This window comes from Flavobacterium sp. (assembly GCF_036759525.1).
Taxonomy (GTDB): domain Bacteria; phylum Bacteroidota; class Bacteroidia; order Flavobacteriales; family Flavobacteriaceae; genus Flavobacterium.
In genome coordinates this window covers 1-21,657 of the sequence record NZ_DAIOUN010000016.1, presented here as the reverse complement: position 1 = coordinate 21,657, position 21,657 = coordinate 1, and the positions used below count along the sequence as shown (strand labels likewise).

17 protein-coding genes and 1 tRNA gene are annotated in these 21,657 nt (G+C 35.0%); 10 read left to right on the top strand and 8 right to left on the bottom strand.

Annotated features, from left to right (window positions below; translation table 11 throughout):
• Positions 1 to 18 precede the first annotated feature (18 nt).
• Positions 19 to 2,283 carry a ThiF family adenylyltransferase gene (locus tag V7M80_RS10655; RefSeq protein ID WP_333696001.1) on the bottom strand — a complete coding sequence of 755 codons (2,265 nt, stop codon included), beginning with the start codon at positions 2,281 to 2,283 and terminating at the stop codon, positions 19 to 21.
• On the bottom strand, positions 2,283 to 3,452 hold the full coding sequence (locus V7M80_RS10650) for a hypothetical protein (RefSeq protein WP_333696000.1): 1,170 nt from the start codon (positions 3,450 to 3,452) through the stop codon (positions 2,283 to 2,285). Before V7M80_RS10650 ends, V7M80_RS10655 begins: the two co-directional genes overlap by 1 nt.
• 1,437 nt (positions 3,453 to 4,889) lie before the next feature.
• On the opposite strand from V7M80_RS10650, the gene V7M80_RS10645 reads away from it, so the two are divergent.
• Positions 4,890 to 5,312 (top strand): DUF6943 family protein, encoded by a 423-nt coding sequence (locus V7M80_RS10645; protein ID WP_333695998.1) that lies wholly within the window; start codon positions 4,890 to 4,892, stop codon positions 5,310 to 5,312.
• A gap of 26 nt (positions 5,313 to 5,338) precedes the next feature.
• Complete coding sequence (locus V7M80_RS10640; protein WP_333695996.1) at positions 5,339 to 5,518, top strand: hypothetical protein; 180 nt, start codon at positions 5,339 to 5,341, stop codon at positions 5,516 to 5,518.
• Positions 5,519 to 5,757: 239 nt separating this feature from the next.
• Here the strand turns inward: V7M80_RS10640 and V7M80_RS10635 are convergent, their stop codons facing one another.
• The 3 genes from V7M80_RS10635 to V7M80_RS10625 are packed head-to-tail and all read right to left on the bottom strand — an operon-like array spanning position 5,758 to position 7,145.
• Complete coding sequence (locus V7M80_RS10635; RefSeq protein ID WP_333695994.1) at positions 5,758 to 5,979, bottom strand: hypothetical protein; 222 nt, start codon at positions 5,977 to 5,979, stop codon at positions 5,758 to 5,760.
• A gap of 11 nt (positions 5,980 to 5,990) precedes the next feature.
• Positions 5,991 to 6,386, bottom strand: coding sequence for a DUF5675 family protein (locus V7M80_RS10630; protein WP_333695992.1), 396 nt, complete (start codon positions 6,384 to 6,386; stop codon positions 5,991 to 5,993).
• 3 nt (positions 6,387 to 6,389) lie between these two features.
• Complete coding sequence (locus tag V7M80_RS10625) at positions 6,390 to 7,145, bottom strand: hypothetical protein (RefSeq protein ID WP_333695991.1); 756 nt, start codon at positions 7,143 to 7,145, stop codon at positions 6,390 to 6,392.
• Between the two features lie 280 nt (positions 7,146 to 7,425).
• On the opposite strand from V7M80_RS10625, the gene V7M80_RS10620 reads away from it, so the two are divergent.
• Together V7M80_RS10620 and V7M80_RS10615 are read left to right on the top strand one after the other, a co-directional pair.
• Positions 7,426 to 7,629 carry a hypothetical protein gene (locus V7M80_RS10620; protein WP_333695989.1) on the top strand — a complete coding sequence of 68 codons (204 nt, stop codon included), beginning with the start codon at positions 7,426 to 7,428 and terminating at the stop codon, positions 7,627 to 7,629.
• 284 nt (positions 7,630 to 7,913) lie between these two features.
• Positions 7,914 to 7,988: transfer RNA gene (locus tag V7M80_RS10615), tRNA-Val, on the top strand.
• 19 nt (positions 7,989 to 8,007) lie between these two features.
• Here V7M80_RS10615 and V7M80_RS10610 read toward each other — a convergent pair.
• Positions 8,008 to 9,291 carry a UDP-N-acetylmuramoyl-tripeptide--D-alanyl-D-alanine ligase gene (locus V7M80_RS10610; RefSeq protein WP_333695988.1) on the bottom strand — a complete coding sequence of 428 codons (1,284 nt, stop codon included), beginning with the start codon at positions 9,289 to 9,291 and terminating at the stop codon, positions 8,008 to 8,010.
• A 59-nt stretch (positions 9,292 to 9,350) separates the two neighbouring features.
• A complete protein-coding gene (gene gldJ, locus V7M80_RS10605; RefSeq protein WP_333695986.1) occupies positions 9,351 to 11,063 on the bottom strand; it encodes a gliding motility lipoprotein GldJ in 1,713 nt (570 codons plus the stop codon).
• Between the two features lie 207 nt (positions 11,064 to 11,270).
• On the opposite strand from gldJ, the gene porU reads away from it, so the two are divergent.
• The 5 genes from porU (at position 11,271) to V7M80_RS10580 (ending at position 19,698) form a co-directional block, all read left to right on the top strand.
• Complete coding sequence (porU, locus tag V7M80_RS10600) at positions 11,271 to 15,116, top strand: type IX secretion system sortase PorU (protein ID WP_333695985.1); 3,846 nt, start codon at positions 11,271 to 11,273, stop codon at positions 15,114 to 15,116.
• A 39-nt stretch (positions 15,117 to 15,155) separates the two neighbouring features.
• Positions 15,156 to 16,337, top strand: a complete 1,182-nt coding sequence (porV, locus tag V7M80_RS10595; protein ID WP_333695984.1) for a type IX secretion system outer membrane channel protein PorV — start codon at positions 15,156 to 15,158, stop codon at positions 16,335 to 16,337.
• A gap of 69 nt (positions 16,338 to 16,406) precedes the next feature.
• Positions 16,407 to 16,889, top strand: coding sequence for a cytidine deaminase (locus tag V7M80_RS10590; protein WP_333695983.1), 483 nt, complete (start codon positions 16,407 to 16,409; stop codon positions 16,887 to 16,889).
• 173 nt (positions 16,890 to 17,062) lie between these two features.
• Positions 17,063 to 18,061, top strand: coding sequence for a pyruvate dehydrogenase (acetyl-transferring) E1 component subunit alpha (gene pdhA, locus V7M80_RS10585; protein WP_333695982.1), 999 nt, complete (start codon positions 17,063 to 17,065; stop codon positions 18,059 to 18,061).
• Between the two features lie 5 nt (positions 18,062 to 18,066).
• The gene (locus V7M80_RS10580) at positions 18,067 to 19,698 is read left to right on the top strand and encodes a pyruvate dehydrogenase complex dihydrolipoamide acetyltransferase (RefSeq protein ID WP_333695980.1); all 1,632 of its coding nucleotides are present in this window, start codon (positions 18,067 to 18,069) and stop codon (positions 19,696 to 19,698) included.
• 50 nt (positions 19,699 to 19,748) lie between these two features.
• Here the strand turns inward: V7M80_RS10580 and V7M80_RS10575 are convergent, their stop codons facing one another.
• The gene (locus V7M80_RS10575; RefSeq protein ID WP_333695979.1) at positions 19,749 to 20,969 is read right to left on the bottom strand and encodes a glycosyltransferase; all 1,221 of its coding nucleotides are present in this window, start codon (positions 20,967 to 20,969) and stop codon (positions 19,749 to 19,751) included.
• 75 nt (positions 20,970 to 21,044) lie between these two features.
• Between V7M80_RS10575 and V7M80_RS10570 the strand changes: the two genes are divergently transcribed.
• On the top strand, positions 21,045 to 21,626 hold the full coding sequence (locus tag V7M80_RS10570; RefSeq protein ID WP_333695978.1) for a tRNA-(ms[2]io[6]A)-hydroxylase: 582 nt from the start codon (positions 21,045 to 21,047) through the stop codon (positions 21,624 to 21,626).
• Positions 21,627 to 21,657 lie beyond the last annotated feature (31 nt).

The following is a 21,657-nucleotide window of genomic DNA, read 5'->3' as shown; positions in this document are numbered from 1 at the left end:
TTCCCTTATATTTAAATGCTAATTAAAAACAAATGGGATAATTTTTTTTTGAGTTACAATTATAGCACAGGTTGGGATGGGAGTTTTTTTATTGATCTCTTTTAGCTTTTCAATTGTTTTTAAATCTGTCATACTTAACTTTTCTAAGTTCATTGGATGAGTATGCCATTCTCCAATATAACCGATAACTTCTCCGGTTTGTAATTTTATATCATCAATTTGTTTAGGTAATCCTGTTATACCTCGTGTGAAAGCAACAGGGGTTCCTTCACTATCTATAGGCTGTTCAATAACATCGAATACGTGGATAATCTTAGTTTTATAGTTTGCTACGCCAACCAAAACTCCACCTGTTTCTTGCCTGCCATACTGTTTACACAACTGTAAAAGTATATTGCTCAATCCTGAAAATAATCTCAAAGACCATCCACTATTATTTTGGCATTCAAAAATTTCAAAAGGCTCTACCTCAATGTACTCATTTGAAATTTTTGGAAATCCATTCTTTTTTCTAGAAATATTTAAATAAATTAACCCTTTTCCACTAAAACTTTCCATCGGATATGATGCCAGTATCTGAGAAAACGTGCTGGCATGAAAACTTATCAAATCATCCGGCATAATAGTAGTTATTGAATTACATCCAAGTCCAATGTTCAATGTGTCAGGCTCTCTTTTAGCATCATTAAGTCTCCACAATTTTAAATCAGGATTTTTTGTAGCTAAAAAACACGTATAATTAACTAAATCATCCATTCTAGGATTACGGTCTTTCCCTTCAACATATAACAATCCAAGTTCACCATCATCCACAAGTTCACAACGTGTATATATAGAGTTTTTATTAAGGTTTCTTAAAGTTAAAAACTGTAAAACTTGTTGGCTAGCTGTGGAATCTATTATTAAGCTATATTTGTCTATGTCAGCATCTTCTAGGTCTGAAACATATTTATCGTAATATAACAAATCACTTGTGGTATCAAGTGTATAGAATCCCTTCACTTCATCAATCATAGCTTCTGCTTTATTTTTACCAACTTTGTTTGAATACAACACATGCCTTCCAAGATTATGCTGTTCAAATTTATCATTGTCTACAACTCCCATTTTCATTTTCCCTATTCTTGCATCATGCATTAATATTTTAGACCCTAATGAACCAGCTCCGACATATAAAGTATTTGCTTCTCTTTTTTCATTACTCAACATTGTAGCAATTTTGGAACTAAAGGGTTCTGAATGTGAAGCAATACAAATTTTAGTTTGATCATTTAAACCAATAATTCCTTCATCGGGCAAGTCTATTAAATAAGTAAAAAATTCATAATTCCCATCATATCCAATTACTTTCTTTGGTCTATTCACAGTATGAATTATAGGTAAATAAAATCTAAATTTTATATCTAATTCTTCAATATTTAAAATCATAGATTCAATATCTATTCCTTTGAGATTTAGAAAAATTTTTAATTCTCCATAAGTAGTTGGTAAATTTGTACTATAATAATTTTCAATTAAATTTTCATTGTCCCAAACCAAAAGAGAATAAAGTGGTAAAACTTTAATACTATCTTTTGAAGAGAAAATTTTTGTAAAAACTTGTTTAATTGAATTATTAAAAATTTCGAGAGTAACAAAGGGAATAGCGGTAATTGATTTAAATGTTTCATTGTAACTATTTTGCGACTCGTAAATGCAACTCAATATTAAAGCCATTGGAAAATGAGAGACAAACCGATTATTTTCGATTACTATATCTCTAAAAGTTTCATATTTGAAAATATGTTTTCCTGATGTGTTATTTTCCAATCTAACTGGGTCAAACTCATCATTATCCTTTAAAAGTGTACCTGAGGCGGCTTTATAAAACCATTGAGAACCAACAAGCAAAAAATCTGCCATTGTTACAGTTGAGAACCATTGGTTCAGATTAGCTCTAACTAAACATAAAACAGCTGGTTTGCCATCAGCACTATAATATAAATGTGGCAATCTGTTTTTTGGAAAATTTTTCCTATCTGACATTATTGTAGGAGCACGTTCAGGGTATTTTGCTAAGGAAATCTTAATTAATATAGGTTCAATACATAATATAAGATTATCTATTGAACCTCTAGAAGGTAACGAGATTTCAAATTCAGCAGCAACAGCAATATTAAAAGTATCCCACACGTAAATCTTTAGGTCGTCTCTATTGAAATATTTTTTTATATCTTGAATTGCTTCAGAAACAATAGGACTAATTTCTCCTTGATATATTTTTAAGTCATCACTATACAGCATTATCCCTGCGATATTATAGTAGAAGCAGCCCCGCTACCTCCTGATGAAGTTAAAGCACCACTAGTGTTTTCATTACTTTTTCGTGCAGGTCCATTTGCCGTAATATCAAAAATTATTGGTTTTGGTTCATCTTCATTAGGTTCAATTGCTGTATTCAAGAATTTCTCTTTTGATTCAACTTTTTTTAGGTATTCTTTTTTTGCATCATAATGTGGGGGATTATCATCGTCATTAATAATTTTTTTACAAGGAGCAACTATAAAAGCTCCTTGTCTAGCATAGTCCAAGGCTTCTATTGACGTTTCTATTGGTTCATCTTCACTTGTATCATTAAAAAATGTCCAAGAGCAATGATGAGGTGTCATGAATATATCCCAATCTAACGCATTATGATTTACGTCATTCTTATATCGTTTAGTTCTCTCAACTATTTGCTTCCAAGTTGTGTGGTCAGAATCTCCTCCAAACATTGCTAAACATGAAAAATCAGTATTCCAACTATATTCTTTAAATCTTGCCTGAAATACTATACTTGCAGAATTCTTGTCTTTTTCAGGTGAATCAAGTTGTATTTTAAATGGAGCATGAATAAAAATCGAAAAAGTTGTTTGTTCCACGTTATTAAATTTTGTAACCAATTCACCCGGCTTCGATCTCAAATGATTAAGATCGTCATATTGCTTACTGCCATCATAACCTACTATTCTAATCCGATTACCTGGCAAAAACTTATCATCAGAATTACTTCTTTGAACTTCTAATCTTCTTTCTGCTTCTTGTTGATAAGCATCTTCATGGTCATTAGTATACTGCTCTGCTATCATTGGTGAAAACCACATGGCATCCATCATTATGAGACCATTTTCTTTATCAGTTTTAGAATATTTTTTTGGATCTCCCTGATAAAAGTTGTCTTTAAATCCTAAGCAATGATCTTTATCTCCGTGTGTTAAAATAAACACGTCAAGATATGGAATTCCATCTCTATCCTGTATGGAATCTAATAAATCCTTCTTCACATCATATACGGATTTATCATTTTCATCTTTTGATGCTACTTTAATGTTACAGTCAACCAAAATTGTTGTTTTATCTGCTAAGGTAATTAATGACATATCACCATTATTAACAGGGTAATATTTAATTTGAGGATTTTTAGATACAGGCATAGTTTTTTGTTTTACATTGTTAATATTTTAAGATTTTTTTTAAAAACTAATCAAACTCTGTGCCTCTTAATTTTTTCTTAATAAAAAGACAAAATAATTATAAATTATGCACAACAATTTCTTAAGAATGACATTATGTCATAAATAGTAAGTTAAAATTGCCACTCCTTCCCAACGCTCCAAAAGTTTTTGTATGCCAGGAGTTTGTCCCTCCGATAGATAAATAGTGCAAGGCAACAAAAACTTTCCCAAAGCTTCTTTACATAATGTGGCATTATAGGGCAATAAAGAAAATCGTACTCCAAAACAAGATGGTGCATTGCCCTATAATAACATTATGTAAAAAAGCCGCTCGGCCAACGCTCAAAAGCCCCGCTCCAGCCACACATTTTTGGCAGCTTTCCTCGCACCACCCAGCTACCAAAAACACGTGGCTTCGCGGGGCTTACTTCGTGTTTTCATAAGAACGTTTATCGTTTGCTTAAAAGCCTTTTTCCAAAGGATGTTTTACCCATTTGTTTTTATCAACTAACCGCTTAAATAGGAAGTATTTGCATTATCTTTTGAAGGTGCATAAACTTTTCAATAGAAGAAAAATGCTAACTGTGACTGAGACTGCCAGCTAATTAAATCATGCACCCTCAAAAGATAAAATTGCCCAGCAAGAGTATGTTTTTTTGATTTGTCAGAATATGGAGTAGTAATTGCTTTCTGGTTGCTAATGCTTTAGAATTTCTAAGAAAATCATTCAAACTTCAAGCCTTTTTATTTAATGACAAGTGAAGCATCAGCACCCAAAAAAGCAATCAGAAAGTAAATACTAACAAATCAAAAAACCACACACTTGCTTTCGCTACTGCCCACGCACTCGGTAGTATTTGCATTGTTTTTTTGAGGTGCTTCCCATTTTCAATAGCAAAACATTGCTGACTGAGACTGCTACTAAATACTATCACGTTCAAGCACCACAAAAAATCAAACAGTGCAGCAAGAGTTTCAAATTTCGGTTCCGGACAAAAGCGTTATTAATTGAATTTTTGTTTTTTGTCCAGCCCCAAAATTTGAAACCCTTGCAAGACGACCACGACTCCGAAACAAAAAGAACCGACTTCCAAAGAAAAATCCTGCTCCGAAAGCAAAAAAATAAAATAAAAAAAAGAGAGCAAAGTTAAGTTCCAAGTTTACAAAAAAGCAAGTTCAAGCCCTGCGGGTTTTTTAAAAAATCTCCACCACCCATACGTTTTTACAACAACTTTCCGACCAAGCAACAAATCCCAACTTCCATAGGACGAATCAGGGTGGTAGTATTTTTTAAAAAAAACTTGCTTTTTTGAAACCCTCCACTTGACGAGAGTGCTTTCTTTTTTTTCTTTTTTTCTTTTGAAAAAATTTTAATGGGAAAGTGTGTCCAGTCGATAAATCCTTAAAAGCCACGATATGATAAATTTTAAAATGAAGCACCACCAAAACGGAGTAAAATACGCAAATCCTCATTTTTTCATCCTAAACAAAGGGTTAAACACAGGCAAACCTTTAGATGAACCCTGCCCGAATTGCTTTGTTATCATTTTCCAATGTTCAGAAGATTGCGAAAACTTGGAATCCATCTGCAAAAGCTTATGGAGAGTAAAATTTTGGCATCAATTCCTTATCGGTTCCGTAATTCCATACATCCGAATCAATGACTTTGCTAAAAACCTAAACCTTAAAGCAAATGAAATGATGACCGATTTTGAACAACACAAAAAAAATGTAGCAGCTCTCAAAGTGCTGGAGCAAAAAGAAAAACAATTTCATGAAAACATCAATTTAATCAATGATTTAAGAAGAGTCATTTTATATCGCTATTGCAAAAAATAATCGTATTTAACCTTTAAAATAATCCTATGAGCATTTTTTTATTATTTCAAACAGACAGTTGGAAATCAAAAGAATCAAGAGTTCTTTTTGGTGCTTTTGATAGTAGAACCAAAGCCTTAGATTACGCAAAATACAACGATTTGTATTGGTATAATTCCGAAGTAGTAATTGTTGAGGTTGTAATCAATCAATTTGGTGAAGTCTAAAGCTAAAAAAGCCCATTCCTTTCGGTTTGGGCTTTCATTTTGTCTAACTCTAAGGTCACCACAACGAGAGTTAAACTTATTTTTTGTGCTTCTTGCAAAGGTATTTAAGCAACACCGAAATTGAAAAACTCACTACAGCTCCAACAGTCGCTAAAATAACTGTTTTAATTAAATCCTCTGAGTTCAAATTCGGTACTATACTCAAAAAAGTACCTCCGGCTGTTCCAACCAAAGTTGAATTACTGTGGCTGTTCATTCCTCTCAACAGTCAACTGACTTACAGCTGAGATAACACCACCAGCAACTGCAACATAACCACAAACGGTAGTCACAATTACTGGCAAAGAAACTGGTGCAGTTAAAACAGCAGTACCAACAGTAGCTAATACCAATCCAATAGTTCGAAGCACTTTAAAAAACTTTGGTGTGGGAGCGGTAGCTCTCTCTACAATTTTATTCATAATCGTAATTTCTAGGATTGAACAATTAATTCGACACTTTCTTTGTTATCCAAAGCTTGATAAACAATATCTTTCAGCTTATTAAAAGCTTTCCGAGACATCAAACCAAGTCCAGGACCAGAAAGTTTTGTAACAGGAGCAATACAGCCTTGTAATTCCTTTTGAGCATTGTTAGCAGGATGAAAAAGAATAAATTTTCTATTTGGAACATCCTTCACTTCCAAATGCCATTTGTATTTGGCACTGTATCGCTTTCTAATAAAATATTTCCCCTCAGGAATGCAGGAAACCTTCGTTTCGTTCATCTTCCACGGTAATTCAATTGTATTGCAAATCAATTTACCTTCGCATTCGAGTTTACCATTTGTTCCATCAGGGAAATAAGTTCTTGACAATACTAAAACCATCTTCTACAAGCCACTAACTTGCACCAAGGAAAGTGGATTAAATGCACCGTTTTTCAACGGATACATTTGCCCATTCACTTCTTGATAGAACTCTAAACCAAGAGCCAAAAACAAAGGCTTTGTACTGTTTGGCGTAACAGTATTCACTTGGTTAATTGCTACCGTTGGCAAAGCATTCCAAGGTAAAATCGCAGTTTCAGAATTCTCTACCACAAACGTTTCTGCTTCAAAATCAACTTCCGCTCCCGCAGAAATAATTTTAAAATGAGTCGTTCCGGTAGGAGCTGCAATCATGTTCGCTGGCACAAACGGTACCAAATCAACACTCATTTCACCCGTAACTCGATCAATGTTGGTTGTAAAGGGTGCATACAAACTTGTACCAAGTTTTCCACGAATGTTAAACTCAAAACCCGTTAGTAATTCAGCCTCACCATCAATCACATTTCTCAAACCTCTCTCACTCACTTCATCAGCTTGAATCACTTTCATCATTCGCTGAGTCAATCGGCTCACCATTCTACTATCAGCAGAATTCAAAAGCAAAGCTCTCAAAGAAGTTCTCAAAATCTTTCCGGCTTTCCCGGCACGTCCAAACTCAGCTCCATTTTCTCGCGTTCTCTGAAACGCTGGATCACTCGCGATTCTACTAGCGTCGATGCCGCCTTTTTCTCTCGCTAAATGGCCATCTTGAGTTTTGTAAAAGGTAATATCTCCGATAGTACCTTTCAATTTAATTATGCCTTTCTGTCTAGCCATAACTTCAAAATTTAATTCAACATTTGGTTTGCTTTCACAAACCTCTCACGACTCCATCATTTTAAATTTTGTTGCAACAGTCTCAAATGATCTCAGCAAAGATTACAACTCATTATTCTAAAGAAAAAACTACGAAAGTCCAAAATGTCCAAAATGAACTTAAATGTCCATAATCGACTCAAATGTCCGCTACTTCTGTTTAAAAAAATATAGTTAAATTGCAAAAGATTTTCTGTAACTCAGAAAGTAGTCAAAGCCTAATCAAAGGCATGGATAAAGTATGAAAGCGACACCGAAAAGAATATGTATCTATCCAAAAGACATTGAACGAATCACTGGTAAAAGTTACAAACAGAGTACCAGAATATTAAAAGCAATCAAGAAAAGCAACAACAAACTTGATAATGAATTAGTAACAATTGAAGAGTTCTGTCAATACACAGGTTTGAAAATTGAACAAGTAGAACCGCTCATTTTTGGGTAGTATTTTAAAATGATAAACTAGAATAACTATTCTTAAAAAACTCTCGTATTTAATTACAACTAGTTCATTTTTTGGTTTAGATTAATTTGCTAAATACCTCATTATTTACTAACTTTACACTATTAAGATTTAGGAATAATTGCATCCCAAAAAAGGAGCATTATCGAGACCAAGTAGTTTTTAAAGTTTATATTTAACTATATATCAAGGGATTGTAGATAAGGTTTTGAACCCTCATCGCCCACAAAAAAACTCCTTAATTTTTTAAGGAGTTTTTTTTATTTGGGTCATTAACTCAGTTGGTTTAGAGTGTCACGTCGACAACGTGGAAGTCATTGGTTCGAATCCAATATGACCCACTCCTATTTTTAAATCTATTTATACAATTTTAGGAACAATTCTTTCAAGTGACATTCCCCTAGATCCCTTTATCAAATAAAACGTTGGTATTTTTGCCGGGACAAAATCATCTTCAAAAGCTTCATAGGTAGTGTAAAATTTGAAATGCGACAACTCCTTTTTAGAGGCATAAAAATGACTTCCCACAAAAAAACAGAGAATCCCAGATTCATCCTGAAGTCGATTTACAATTTTCTGGTGTTCAAAACCACTCTCATTACCCAATTCAAACATATCACCTAGAATCAATATTTTAGAATGCTTATCAAGCTTTAAGAAATTTGAAATAGCCGCTTCCATACTACTAGGATTGGCATTATAAGCATCCAAAAGCACTTCATGATTGCCTCTGGCAATTATCTGTGATCTATTGTTGTCTGGCGTGTAATTTTCTATTCCTCTTATGATATTTTGTATCGACACATTAAAATATAATCCAATAGTTATAGCAGCCATAATATTGGTGGAATTATAAGCTCCTATTAAGTTTGATTTAAAAGCAAAATCTTGATAGTTTACAACAACAAAGGGATTGGATTCTATTTTTGAAAATGGATAATCTACACTTTTAGTATTGTGTCCAAAAGTAACTCTCGGAATTGCAACTGTCTTTTCCAATTGAATTGGGTCATCTGCATTAACAAAAACTTTTCCCGTTCCAGAATTGAAAAAATCGTACATCTCACTTTTACCTTTAATCACACCTTCAACACCACCAAAACCTTCAAGATGAGCTTTTCCAAAATTGGTAATATATCCCAAATTAGGTTGAGCTAATTCACATAAAAATGAAATCTCTTTTTGGTGATTTGCACCCATTTCTACTATCCCTATTTCTATATCTTTGGTAAAAGACAAAAGAGTCAAAGGAACCCCAATATGATTGTTTAAATTGCCAAATGTAGCTTTGGTTTTATACGATTGAGACAAGACAGCTTGAATAAGCTCTTTCGTTGTAGTCTTGCCATTACTTCCGGTCAAAGCAAGAATTGTTAACCCAAGATATTTTCTATGATATTTAGCCAGTTCTTGTAAGGCTATCAAACAATCGTCTACCAACAGTGTTCGCTCATCAATATAATAAGCCTTATTGTCAATTAAAGCAAAAGAGGCTCCTGCTTCGAGTGCTTGGGCTGCAAATGTATTTGCATCAAAATTAGCTCCTTTAAGAGCTACGAAAAAGGAATTTGCTACCACCTTACGTGTATCAATAACAACCCCTGAAGATTTTAAAAACAAAGAATGAATGAACTCTATATTCATATACTAGGTTTAAAAAACAAAAGCCCTAAAAGGGCTTTTGCGTACATATTGTATCTTGATTATCTTGAAGCTTTAGGTTTACCTTTAGCCGATTTTTTATTAGACTTTGGACCTACTTTAGACATCGCACATCTGAAACCGATATCATCAGTAGCAATATCTTGTGGGAAGAATCGTCTTTGTGCCGGATCTAACCAATAAGCTCTATCTCTCCACGAACCTCCTTTGTAAACTCTTACATTATCATCAATTAAGGTTGTACGTTTTGACGATGTATCGTATTTTCTGATTAATCCACCTTGAGTAGTGTCTGCAGAAACTTTATGTTTTGGAGCATCATACATTCTGTTTTTCTCTTTAGTAGCTTCTGAGTCGTCCTCAGAACCGAACTTATAGTAACGAATAGACTGCTTATCACCATCGCGATAATTTCTGTTATCACTTTTATCAAAGTTTTGTCTTAAATACGTTTCTTTTTCATCTACAGGAACCTGAGCAATTTGACCTGGCAAACTTCTGGCAATAATTTTACCGTTTGCTAATGTATCGTATTTTATAGTTTCTGTTGAAACTAACTCTAATTTTCCGTCTTGACCGATTTTGTTTTTCATGTAAACGTTCCCACGGTAGTAGTTGAAGTCATTTGCTTCATCATCAACAATAGGTCTGTACACGTCGGCAACCCACTCACTAACATTACCAGCCATATCATACAATCCAAAATCGTTTGGAGGATAAGATTTAACTACTTGAGTAATATCTGCACCATCATCAGACCATCCTGCAATACCACCGTAATCTCCTTTTCCTTGCTTGAAGTTAGCCAATTGATCTCCTCTAACTTGTCTTTTACCTGAACGTGTATAACTTCCTGACCAAGGGTATTTCTTTTGTCCTTGATACAGGTTAAACTCTCTGTTTCCTACATTGGCTACAGCAGCGTATTCCCACTCTGCCTCGGTAGGCAATCTGTACTCTGGTTGTAATAAACCCGAAGTTCTTTGAGCATAAACATTTTTAGGCTCAACCGTTTCACCGGCACGATTGGTAGTTGATTTAGATTTACCACCTCTTCCTTTAAGTACAATTTCTTCATCTCCACCAAAAGCCTGACTTGGTGTATTGATATAAGTTTCTGTATCAAAAGATTTCTCTGCAGAAGCATCCATCAACTTCGCATCTTTTTTCAAATACTTGTTTTTTTCCAAGATATCTTCATTAACACGATTGGTTCTCCATTTACAGAACTCAACAGCTTGAATCCAATTTACACCTACAACAGGGTAGTCTTTGTAAGCAGGATGTCTCAAATAGTTGTTGGTCATCGTTTCATTATAACCCAAACGATCTCTCCACACTAAGGTATCCGGCAAGGCACCTTCGTAAATGTTTTTATAATTTTCATCATTGGGGTCAAAAATTCTCTTTAACCAATCCAAGTATTCCAAATACATTAAATTAGTTACTTCATGCTCGTCCATAAAAAACGACTGAACATGTTGCTGATTTGGCGTATTGTTCCAATCATGCATTACATCATCTTGAACTTTTCCCATAGTAAAAGTTCCTCCTTCAATTGCAATAAGCCCTGGGGCTGCTTCTTGCTTTTTGAAGTTTGAAGCGTACTGAAAACCACCTTTTTTATCGTTGATTTTCCAACCGGTAGCAGTTGACGAGTTTTTGGAGCTAGACTTTTTGCTACAACTAGCAAAACCAAACATTACTACTAATACAAGTAGTAGCTTTAAAGTCATCTTTTTGTTTACTTTCATACTATTAAGTAGGTAATAAATTTAGTGCCGCAATATAGCAATTAACCTTTATATTACAACCGTTTTTTAAAATAATTGTCAAAATTACAATTTTACAGTATTTTAACACCATAGTAACGCAAAAAAAAATAGTTTAGTATATAATTATTATCTACAAAATATCATTGGTTTGTAATAAATTTGCATTCCCTACGTTTATTTTCTGTTATGAAAAAAATTTTATTCCTATTTATATTACTGAATTCTTTATTTGTTTTGGCTCAAAACAATGTTTCTATAACAATTAATTGGAATGAATCTAACAAACTCATATTTGACCATTACAACCTGAGCATTCCTAATTTTCAGTTTGAAAACTTTCAATACGACGATTTAAACAAACAGATTTTCTTTAATCAAAAAATAAACACCAATGGTTTAGTAAATGAAAACTCTGTTAAAATAAATTCGGCTACCTATGAAACTATTACACTCAACCAACTTGGCGATTTAAACAGCACGGGAATTCCTTCTGAATTAAAAATAATAGCAAAAAGTAGTTTTGCCAAAGAAACCATTCAAACTTTATTTACTTTTTCACCAATAATCAAAACAACTGAAGGATTCAAAAAAGTTACTTCATTGCAATTGAGTTATGAAATTCTTAATTCCAGTACCCTAAGAAATAGCAATAATGCCGTTGAAAACTTCAACACTATACAAAATTCTGTTCTAGCTACCGGTGATTGGTATAGGTTTTATGTTGAAAAATCGGGTGTTTATAAAATAACACGAGCTTTTTTAAGTCAGCTTGGCATGAATACCAACGTTGACCCCAGAAGAATAAAGATTTACGGCAATGGAGGCAGAATGATTCCGCTTTTGAACAGTATTGAATATCCGGCAGATTTGACAGAAAATGCCATTCAATTTATAGGAGAAGAAGACGGCATATTTAATCCGGATGATTACATTTTGTTTTATGCCGAAGGGATGGACAACTGGAATACTGAAAGCTTAACACATTTGAACCTCTATGAAGATAAATCCTATTATTACGTTACTTCCAACGGAGGAATAGGAAAAAGAATAGGAATTTTGAATGAACCGGACGGTGCCAGCACCACTCTTTTAACCCAATTTGACGATTATCAATTTCATGAGAGAGACCTTAATAATATTGGCAGAATTGGAAGAACTTGGTATGGTGAACAAATTTCCAGTCAAAACCCATTAACATTAGCATTTAACTTTAGAAATATTGTGGCAGGCTCACAAATTAATGTAACCGTAAATGCCGGTGCTGCTTCTTTTGTTAACACTACGATGAGAGTAAATATTGCCAATCAAGAAGAAACTCTTGGTTTCACTGCAATTCCTAACTTTAGCAGTCAACTTTTTTCGATTGCCAATTCAAATTTTACTATACCTTCTAATGAAACGGTTAATGTTTCATTTACTTACAATAATAATGGCGTACCCAGTTCAAGAGCTTTTTTAAATTATATTATTTTGAGAGCTAGAAGAAATTTGTTGGGTTTTGGAAAACAATTTCGTTTTACAAACACAGAAATAGCTTCACTTTTGGGTATTGGCGAATATCAAATTGGAAATGCCACAAACATCAGTCAAATTTGGGATATAACCGATATTTATAATGTTAGCAAAAAAGAAAATAATGGTTCTCCCAATTTTTCGTTTAAAGTCAATTTAGGCTCTACCCGAAATTTTATTGCTCTGGACCCTTCCGATTATTTTACACCTCTACGAGATTCTCAACCCAGAGTAGCCAATCAAAATTTAAAAGGAACCGTATTTAATGATGCTCAAGGTCAAAATACCGATGTTGACTATCTAATTATATGTCCGCAAAATTTAGTCTCCGAAGCTGAGCGATTGGCAAATTTTCATAGAAATCAAAGCCAATTAATCGTAAAAGTTGTTCCGTTAGACAAAATATATCATGAGTTTTCTTCAGGCAAACAAGATATTGGTGCCATTCGCAATTTTATAAAATACGTATATTTTAATGCCTCAAATCCTGGGAATAGAGTCAAATATGTGAATTTATTTGGAGATGCTTCATTTGATTTCAAAAACCGAATTCCCAACAACACCAATATAGTACCCATTTTTCATAGTTTGAACAGCAATTCCTTGCTAAGTTCAACCATGTCTGATGATTTTTTTGGGATGATGGACCCCAACGAAGGAAGAATGCTTTCCAGCATAGATGGCCTGGATATAGCTGTGGGCAGGATGCTTGTTTCCAGTATAGCTCAAGCCCGTGAGATGGTTACCAAAGTAATCGAATACCACGATATTAATTCCTATGGCAGATGGAGAAACAATTTTACATTGGTGTCAGATGATGTAGATGAGAGCTGGGAAGGGGTTATTCAACAACAATTGGACAATTTAGGTAATACTATCAGTTTTCAAAAACCATTTGTAAATGTGATAAAACTGCATGCCGACTCCTATGTTCAGGAAGCAACCGCAGGCGGCCAAAGGTATCCAAAACTGAAACAGGACCTAATAAATACAATACAGCAGGGCTCTTTAGTTTTTAACTATTTTGGTCATGGAGGGGAAGAACAACTTGCCGGAGAGCGAATTTTTGAAAAATCAGATGCTCAACGTTTAAACAATCGCTTCAGATATCCTCTTGTAGTAACTGTAACGTGTGAGTTCACGCGTTTTGACAATCCTTACAGACAAACTGCAGGCGAATTTACTTATTGGAACCCAAGTGGAGGAGCAATTTCACTGGTAACAACTACAAGGCAAATTGGTGTTCAAACCGGACAAGACATAAACAATTTCTTTTCTTCCTTTTTATACGGATTCAACTCAAATGAGGAAATTACAATTGCAGAAGCTTTAAGAAGATCCAAGAACGCCTATAATAACAATACCTTAATGGTATTTTACATTGGGGATCCCGCTCTAAAGTTGGCTATCCCAAAACCAAGTATAGTTTTAACGCAAATTAACGATGAACCCATAAACAACTCCACTGTTGTTCTCAATGCGTTACGTAAAATCAAGTTGACCGGCGAAGTTAGAGACTTAAATGGCAACAATCTTTTATCAAATTATAATGGAGATATTGCGGTACAAATTTTTGACAAACCCATTAATAGAACAACTTTAGGTAACGATGGAACTCGAATTGGCGGACAACTTATATTAATGAATTTTCAAACTTTGGGCGAAACCATTTTTAGAGGAAATGCGAGTGTGGTAAATGGAATGTTTTCTTTAGAGTTTATAGTTCCAAGAGACATTTCTATTCCACTAGGCAATGGCAGAATTAGTTTTTACGCCAAAAGCAATCAGCCCACTCTACAAAACCAAACCGGTTTTAATACCACAATTCAAATTGGCGGAATCAATGAAAATGCACCCGATGACAACCTAGGCCCGAGAGTGAAATTGTATATGAATGATGAAACATTTATTTCGGGTGGAATAACCAATGAAAACCCAATTTTTCTGGCTTTTTTAGAAGATGAAAACGGCATAAATACAGCGAGTGGCATTGGTCATGATATTGTTGCAATTTTAGACGGTGACGAAAACAATCCTTACGTCTTGAATGACTATTATGAAACAACCCTTGACGATTATACTCGTGGAAAAGTTCGCTTCCCATTCAGAAATTTAGCCAAAGGTTTACACACCATTACTTTTAGAGCTTGGGATGTTTACAACAATCCGGTTACTGCAGAAATTCAATTTATCGTACTTGGCGACGAAACTCTAAGTTTAACCAATGTTTTAAACTACCCCAATCCCTTTGTTAATTATACTCAGTTTTGGTTTTCTCACAATCGCCCTTTTGAACCCTTAGATGTTCAAGTCCAAATTTTTACCGTTACCGGAAAAATCGTAAAAACCATAAATCAAGTTATCAATACCGAAGGATTTCTCTCAAGAGAAATAACTTGGGATGGTAAAGATGATTTTGGAGATAAAATTGGAAAAGGGGTATACATCTATAAATTAACCGTCAAATCAAACCTTACCAATAAAAAAACCGAAAAAATAGAAAAACTTGTAATCCTTTAATAAAGTACTATATTTGTTAAATCTTATTTAGATGATATAATGAAAAAAATAACCGTAATACTAATCTGCTTTTTCTCCATTTCTAATTCATTTGCTCAAGAACCTACACGTGTTATTACAACCGGCGTACCCTTTCTCTTGGTTGCTGCCGATGCTCGTGCTGCCGGTATGGCCGATATTGGAGTAGCTACTTCATCCGATGCTTATTCGCAACAATGGAACCCGGCAAAATATGCCTTTTCACTTGAAAAACAAGGATTTGCTATAAGCTACACCCCTTATCTAACCGATTTGGTAAACGATATTTCTTTGGGACAATTGAATTATTTCAATAGAATTAGCGAAAGAAGTGCTTTTGCAGGAAGCTTACGCTTTTTTGGATTGGGTGATATTGAACTTAGACAAAATTTTGACGATGTCCCCAATATTGTAAGTCCAAATGAATTAGCCATAGATGCATCATATGCCTTAAAATTGAGCGAGCGTTTTTCCATGGCTGTAGCCGGAAGATATATTCGTTCTCAACTCAGAATCCCCGACTCACAAGGTGACGCTTCTGCAGCAAGCTCATTTGCGGTTGATATTGCCGGTTTTTACCAATCTGAAGAAATTGCCTATAATGATTTTAACGGGAGATGGAGAGCTGGATTTAATTTCCAAAATTTAGGCCCAAAAATCAATTACGATGGTGATATTTCTGGTGAATTAACATCCAACTTTTTACCAGCCAATTTAAAATTAGGAACCGGATTTGATTTTATCTTTGATGATTACAACAAAATAGGTTTAAATCTAGAAGTGAATAAACTTTTAGTACCTACTCCCCAAAAACTTGAAGATGTAAATGGAGATGGAGAGATTAATAGTCTTGATCAAACTCTTATAAATAATGACTACAGAAGCATAGGCTGGGTATCCGGAATTTTCCAATCTTTTGGTGATGCTCCAGATGGTTTTAGTGAAGAATTAAAAGAGTTTACGTGGGCTGTTGGTGCAGAATACAACTATCAAGATTCGTTTGCATTACGATTGGGATATTTCAATGAAAGTGTAGAAAAAGGAGCTAGAAAATTCTTTTCTTTTGGAGCCGGATTTAAATACAATGTTGTAAAACTGGATGTATCTTATCTATTCTCTGCTTCAAATGTGAGAAACCCTCTCGAGAATACACTTAGATTTTCATTATCCTTCAGTTTTGGTGACAAATACGATGAATATTAACATGTGAATTAATTCAAAAAAAATCCAAATTTCTTCTGTTGAAATTTGGATTTTTTTTCCCCTAATACTATGAAAAAAATTACCATCTCAACAGAATTTAATGTATTTGAAAGCATAGAACAACTTCCGGAAGAAATTAAAATCTTAATGGAAGAAGCTATTGCCATCCGAAAAAAAGCTTATGCACCTTATTCAAAATTTAGAGTAGGTGCCGCCATCTTATTAGACAACGGAAAAACGGTATTGGGTTCCAACCAAGAAAATGCCGCCTACCCTTCCGGTCTTTGTGCAGAACGTGTGGCTATTTTTCAAGCCGGAGCCATCTATCCGGACGCCAAAATTTTAAAATTGGCTATTTCTGCTACCTCAGATGCAAAACCGGTTACGGCTCCTATTCCACCTTGTGGCTCATGTCGTCAATCAATAGCCGAATATGAATTCAAACAGAACACCCCTATTGAAATTTATTTTATGGGAGAATCTGGTGAAATTTACAAATCCGATTCACTAACCAACCTTTTACCCTTGGTATTTGACAAAAATTTTCTGTAAAATAATTTTCCCAACTAAAACGTTATCGTAAATAACTTTTCACAAAGATTGTTAATTTAAGACGATTATATTTTTACATCTACTTAGGATGTCTTATTTTTGCTACTCGCAATTTTATGGACAATCCAAAATTTGCATCAACCAATCAAACCTAAGATTTAAGAAAAAATAAAATGAAAAAAATCACCAAAGAAGTTTATCTGCAATGGTATGAAGACATGCAGTTTTGGAGAAAATTTGAAGACAAATTAGCTGCCGTTTACATCCAACAAAAAGTGAGAGGGTTTTTACATTTATATAACGGTCAAGAAGCTGTTTTAGCCGGAGCATTGCACGCAATGGACTTGTCTAAAGACAAAATGATTACAGCTTACAGAAACCACGTTCAACCTATCGGAATGGGAGTTGACCCCAGAAAAGTAATGGCTGAACTTTACGGAAAAGCTACCGGAACATCCAAAGGAATGGGTGGATCCATGCACATTTTCTCAAAAGAACACGGTTTTTATGGTGGTCACGGAATTGTAGGGGCTCAAATCCCGGTTGGTGCCGGAATGGCTTTTGCAGATAAATATTTTAATACTGGTGGGGTTACCTTAACCTATTTTGGAGATGGTGCAGCTCGTCAAGGTTCGCTTCACGAAGCCTTCAATATGGCTATGCTGTGGAAACTTCCTGTTGTATTCATTTGTGAAAATAATGGATATGCTATGGGAACTTCTGTAGAAAGAACTGCCAACCATACCGATGTTTGGAAACTAGGTTTAGGGTATGAAATGCCATGCGGACCGGTTGATGGAATGAATCCGGTAAAAGTAGCCGAAGCCATGCACGAAGCAATCGAAAGAGCTCGCCGTGGAGACGGACCTACTTTCTTAGAAATGAAAACATACCGTTATAGAGGTCACTCCATGTCTGATGCTCAATTATACAGAAGTAAAGAAGAAGTAGAAGAATACAAAAAAATTGACCCTATCACACAAGTTTTAGATATTATCAAAGAAAACAATTATGCTACTGATGCAGAAATTGAAGTAATTGATCAACGTGTGAAAGACTTGGTTGATGAATGCGAAAAATTCGCTGAAGAATCTCCGTTCCCGGAAGTACAACAATTGTATGACGTAGTGTACGAACAAGAAAACTATCCTTTCATCCCACATAAACTATAAGCACTATGGCAAAAATTATAACCATGCCACGTTTAAGTGATACAATGACAGAAGGAGTTGTAGCAACATGGCTTAAAAAAGTTGGCGATACCGTAAAAGAAGGTGATATTTTAGCTGAAATTGAAACCGACAAAGCAACAATGGAATTTGAATCTTTCGACTCAGGTACGTTGTTACACATCGGAATCCAAGAAGGCGAATCAGCTCCCGTTGATTCTTTGTTAGCCATTATCGGCAAAGAAGGTGAAGATATTTCCGGTTTATTAGCCGGAGGAAGTGCTGTAACATCGAATAGTAATTCAAATGCTTCAGAAGCTCCCAAAAAAGAGGAAACTCAACCGAAAGCTGCTGCCGAAATTCCTGCCGGAGTAAAAGTTGTAACCATGCCTCGCTTGAGTGATACCATGACAGATGGCACCGTTGCTACTTGGTTGAAAAAAATTGGCGATTCAGTGAAAGAAGGTGATATTCTTGCCGAAATTGAAACGGATAAAGCTACAATGGAATTCGAATCATTCAATTCCGGAACATTACTTTACATTGGTGTACAAGAAGGTCAGTCTGCTCCAGTTGATAGCGTTTTAGCTATTATTGGTCCCGCAGGAACGGATGTTTCGGGTATTGCTGAAAATTTCACTAAAGGTGGTGAAGCTCCTAAAGCTGAAAAAACAGAAAGTAAATCAGAAGATGCTAAACCATCCACAGAAAATATAGAAGAAGCATCCTCTTCCACCGAAACAAACGGAAGGATTTTTGCCTCACCATTAGCCCGACAAATTGCTAAAGAAAAAGGAATCAACCTTGCTCAAGTAAAAGGTTCTGGAGAAAATGGTAGAATTGTAAAAAGTGATGTTGAAAACTTCACTCCTACAGCTGTTGCCCCACAAAAAGCAGTACAACAAGAAACTATTGCTCAACCTGTTGCTGCTGTTCAACCATTCGTACCAGCTGGAGAAACCTATTCAGAAGAAGTGAAAAACTCGCAAATGCGTAAAACCATTGCTCGTCGTCTTTCTGAATCTAAATTTACCGCTCCACATTACTACTTAACGATTGAAGTAGCCATGGATGAAGCCATGAAATCGAGAGCTGTTATCAATACTGTTCCGGATACTAAAGTGTCATTTAACGATATGGTGGTGAAAGCTTGTGCAATGGCATTGAAAAAACACCCACAAGTAAATACACAATGGAAAGAGGATGTAACGGTTATCAATCATCACGTAAACATTGGCGTTGCTGTAGCTGTTGAAGATGGACTTGTAGTTCCTGTATTGAAATTTACAGACCAAATGAGTTTAACGCAAATCGGTGCTGCAGTGAAAGATTTAGCCGGAAGAGCTAAAAACAAAAAACTACAACCTGCCGAAATGGAAGGAAGCACATTTACGGTTTCTAATTTAGGTATGTTTGGCATAACAGAATTTACTTCTATTATCAACCAACCTAATTCTGCTATTTTATCCGTAGGAGCTATTATCGAAAAACCGGTAGTAAGAAATGGTCAAATTGTAGTTGGTAACACCATGAAAGTAACCTTAGCATGCGACCACAGAACGGTTGATGGTGCAACAGGTGCTCAATTTCTTCAAACGTTACGAACGTATTTAGAAAATCCGGTGACTATGTTAGCTTAGATTTATCTGAAACTATATATGAAAGCGAGTTCAATTTGGACTCGCTTTTTTTATGCTTTATTCTTCTCCTCAATCCATTTTGCCATATACTTGGTACTCTGCAAATAATGATGCATCAACATTGAACCAATAAAATTTCGTTGACGATATTTTTCTAAATTTTCAAATTTATCAAATGTCATTTCAAGGAAAGCATCTTCAAATAAATCTCTCAAAAATCGATGTTTAATAATCTCAAAACCATTTTGTTGAGCATTTAACCATGATGTTTTATTTTGATATAATTCTATCGCTTTTTCAGCAAAATCTTCTGGAGAATTGGATATAAATCCATTCCACAAAAAATCACCATTCATGGCTTCCGCCCCTATCGTAGTAGTAACACTTGGCGTTCCAAACTGCATGGCTTCCAATAATTTTCCTTTAATTCCGGCTCCAAAACGAATGGGTGCCAAAAGCACTCTTGCTTTAGAAATCACTTCAAACGAACTTTCGGCTCGACCACAAATAAAAAAATTCAGCTTCGGCTCATGCAATGATTTTATTTTTGGTGTAGGATAAGCACCGTAAATCTGCAACTTTGCTTCGGGAAATTTTTTAGATAATAATGGCCAAATCTCTTCTTTTAAATAGATAACAGTATCGTGATTAGGAGCATGTAAAAAATTTCCAATAAATACAAAATCGTCTCTTTCTTCAAAACTTGGTAAATCTAGTGTTTCATTCTCAACCCAAATCGGCAAATAAAACAATAAAAAAGAAGGCACTTTAAAATAGGTTTGCAACAATTCCATTTCAAAATCCGAAACCATCATCGTCACATCACAGCGAAAAATACTGGCAATTTCACGCTTTGCCAATTCATTATTCAAGTCAAACGGTTTACTCTTTAAAACTACCAAACGCCTTGCTTCACGCAAACAATGTAAATCTTCTGTATCCAACATTCGAAGTGCATCTGGGCAATGTTGTGCCACTCGCCAACCAAATTGTTCCTCCGTCATAAACCGATCAAACAACACTAAATTCGGTTGTAGTTCTGTCACAAAATCATCAAACGAAGAACAATTCAATGTAATTAATTTTGGGTCAACACCTTCCAAAACTTCTGAAAATTCAGATTCGGCAGCTGTACTGGCAAAAGTAATTTTTGCTCCATTTTCCTTAAAAAACGAAATCAATTGCATCATCCTACTTCCAGCAGCCGATGATTTCGGTTCAGGCCAAACAAAACCGATGATCAAAATCCGTTTATTTTCAAATGCATTCATCCTACTAAAATAGCAATAAATGTGTCAATTCTATTCAAATAAAAAGCATTATTTTTGCAGTAAATCTCACGAATCATGTTAGGATTAAAACTTAAAACCGACCCAAGATGGGCCAATATCGCCGAATCAAACCTCGAAGAAATTTTATCCGACCATTGCTGGTGTGAACAAAAAGCGGCTGCCAATGCACTTTATATCATCACCAACAATTCCGAAAACGTTGAATTAGTAACCGAAATGGCTAAAATCGCCATCGAAGAAATGGAACATTTTCAAATGGTGCATAACATCATTCAAGAACGTGGTTTTGAATTTGGTCGTGAAGTAAAAGACGATTACGTCAACCAACTCGTAAAATTCAGCAAAAAAGGGGGTTCTCGCAACGATGCCTTGATTGAACGATTGCTTTTTGCTGCCATGATTGAAGCACGCAGTTGCGAACGTTTCAAGGTACTTTCCGAAAATATAAAAGATCAAGAATTGGCTAAATTTTATCGCGAACTTATGATTAGCGAAGCCAACCATTATACCACTTTTTTAAAATTTGCCCGAAAATATTCCGAAAATGTCGATGTTGATAAACGATGGCAAGAATGGCTTGAATTCGAAGGTGAACTCATTTCCAATTACGGAAAAAAAGAAACCATTCACGGTTAGTATTTAAATTTGGGCGTGCCCACAAGGGTCG

Bases quoted from the DNA above. Each gene is read 5' to 3' on its own strand.
- V7M80_RS10655 (WP_333696001.1), bottom strand. From the start codon at position 2,283: ATGCTGTATAGTGATGACTTAAAAATATATCAAGGAGAAATTAGTCCT.
- V7M80_RS10650 (WP_333696000.1), bottom strand. From the start codon at position 3,452: ATGCCTGTATCTAAAAATCCTCAAATTAAATATTACCCTGTTAATAAT.
- V7M80_RS10645 (WP_333695998.1), top strand. From the start codon at position 4,890: ATGATAAATTTTAAAATGAAGCACCACCAAAACGGAGTAAAATACGCA.
- V7M80_RS10640 (WP_333695996.1), top strand. From the start codon at position 5,339: ATGAGCATTTTTTTATTATTTCAAACAGACAGTTGGAAATCAAAAGAA.
- V7M80_RS10635 (WP_333695994.1), bottom strand. From the start codon at position 5,979: ATGAATAAAATTGTAGAGAGAGCTACCGCTCCCACACCAAAGTTTTTT.
- V7M80_RS10630 (WP_333695992.1), bottom strand. From the start codon at position 6,386: ATGGTTTTAGTATTGTCAAGAACTTATTTCCCTGATGGAACAAATGGT.
- V7M80_RS10625 (WP_333695991.1), bottom strand. From the start codon at position 7,145: ATGGCTAGACAGAAAGGCATAATTAAATTGAAAGGTACTATCGGAGAT.
- V7M80_RS10620 (WP_333695989.1), top strand. From the start codon at position 7,426: ATGAAAGCGACACCGAAAAGAATATGTATCTATCCAAAAGACATTGAA.
- V7M80_RS10610 (WP_333695988.1), bottom strand. From the start codon at position 9,291: ATGAATATAGAGTTCATTCATTCTTTGTTTTTAAAATCTTCAGGGGTT.
- gldJ (WP_333695986.1), bottom strand. From the start codon at position 11,063: ATGAAAGTAAACAAAAAGATGACTTTAAAGCTACTACTTGTATTAGTA.
- porU (WP_333695985.1), top strand. From the start codon at position 11,271: ATGAAAAAAATTTTATTCCTATTTATATTACTGAATTCTTTATTTGTT.
- porV (WP_333695984.1), top strand. From the start codon at position 15,156: ATGAAAAAAATAACCGTAATACTAATCTGCTTTTTCTCCATTTCTAAT.
- V7M80_RS10590 (WP_333695983.1), top strand. From the start codon at position 16,407: ATGAAAAAAATTACCATCTCAACAGAATTTAATGTATTTGAAAGCATA.
- pdhA (WP_333695982.1), top strand. From the start codon at position 17,063: ATGAAAAAAATCACCAAAGAAGTTTATCTGCAATGGTATGAAGACATG.
- V7M80_RS10580 (WP_333695980.1), top strand. From the start codon at position 18,067: ATGGCAAAAATTATAACCATGCCACGTTTAAGTGATACAATGACAGAA.
- V7M80_RS10575 (WP_333695979.1), bottom strand. From the start codon at position 20,969: ATGAATGCATTTGAAAATAAACGGATTTTGATCATCGGTTTTGTTTGG.
- V7M80_RS10570 (WP_333695978.1), top strand. From the start codon at position 21,045: ATGTTAGGATTAAAACTTAAAACCGACCCAAGATGGGCCAATATCGCC.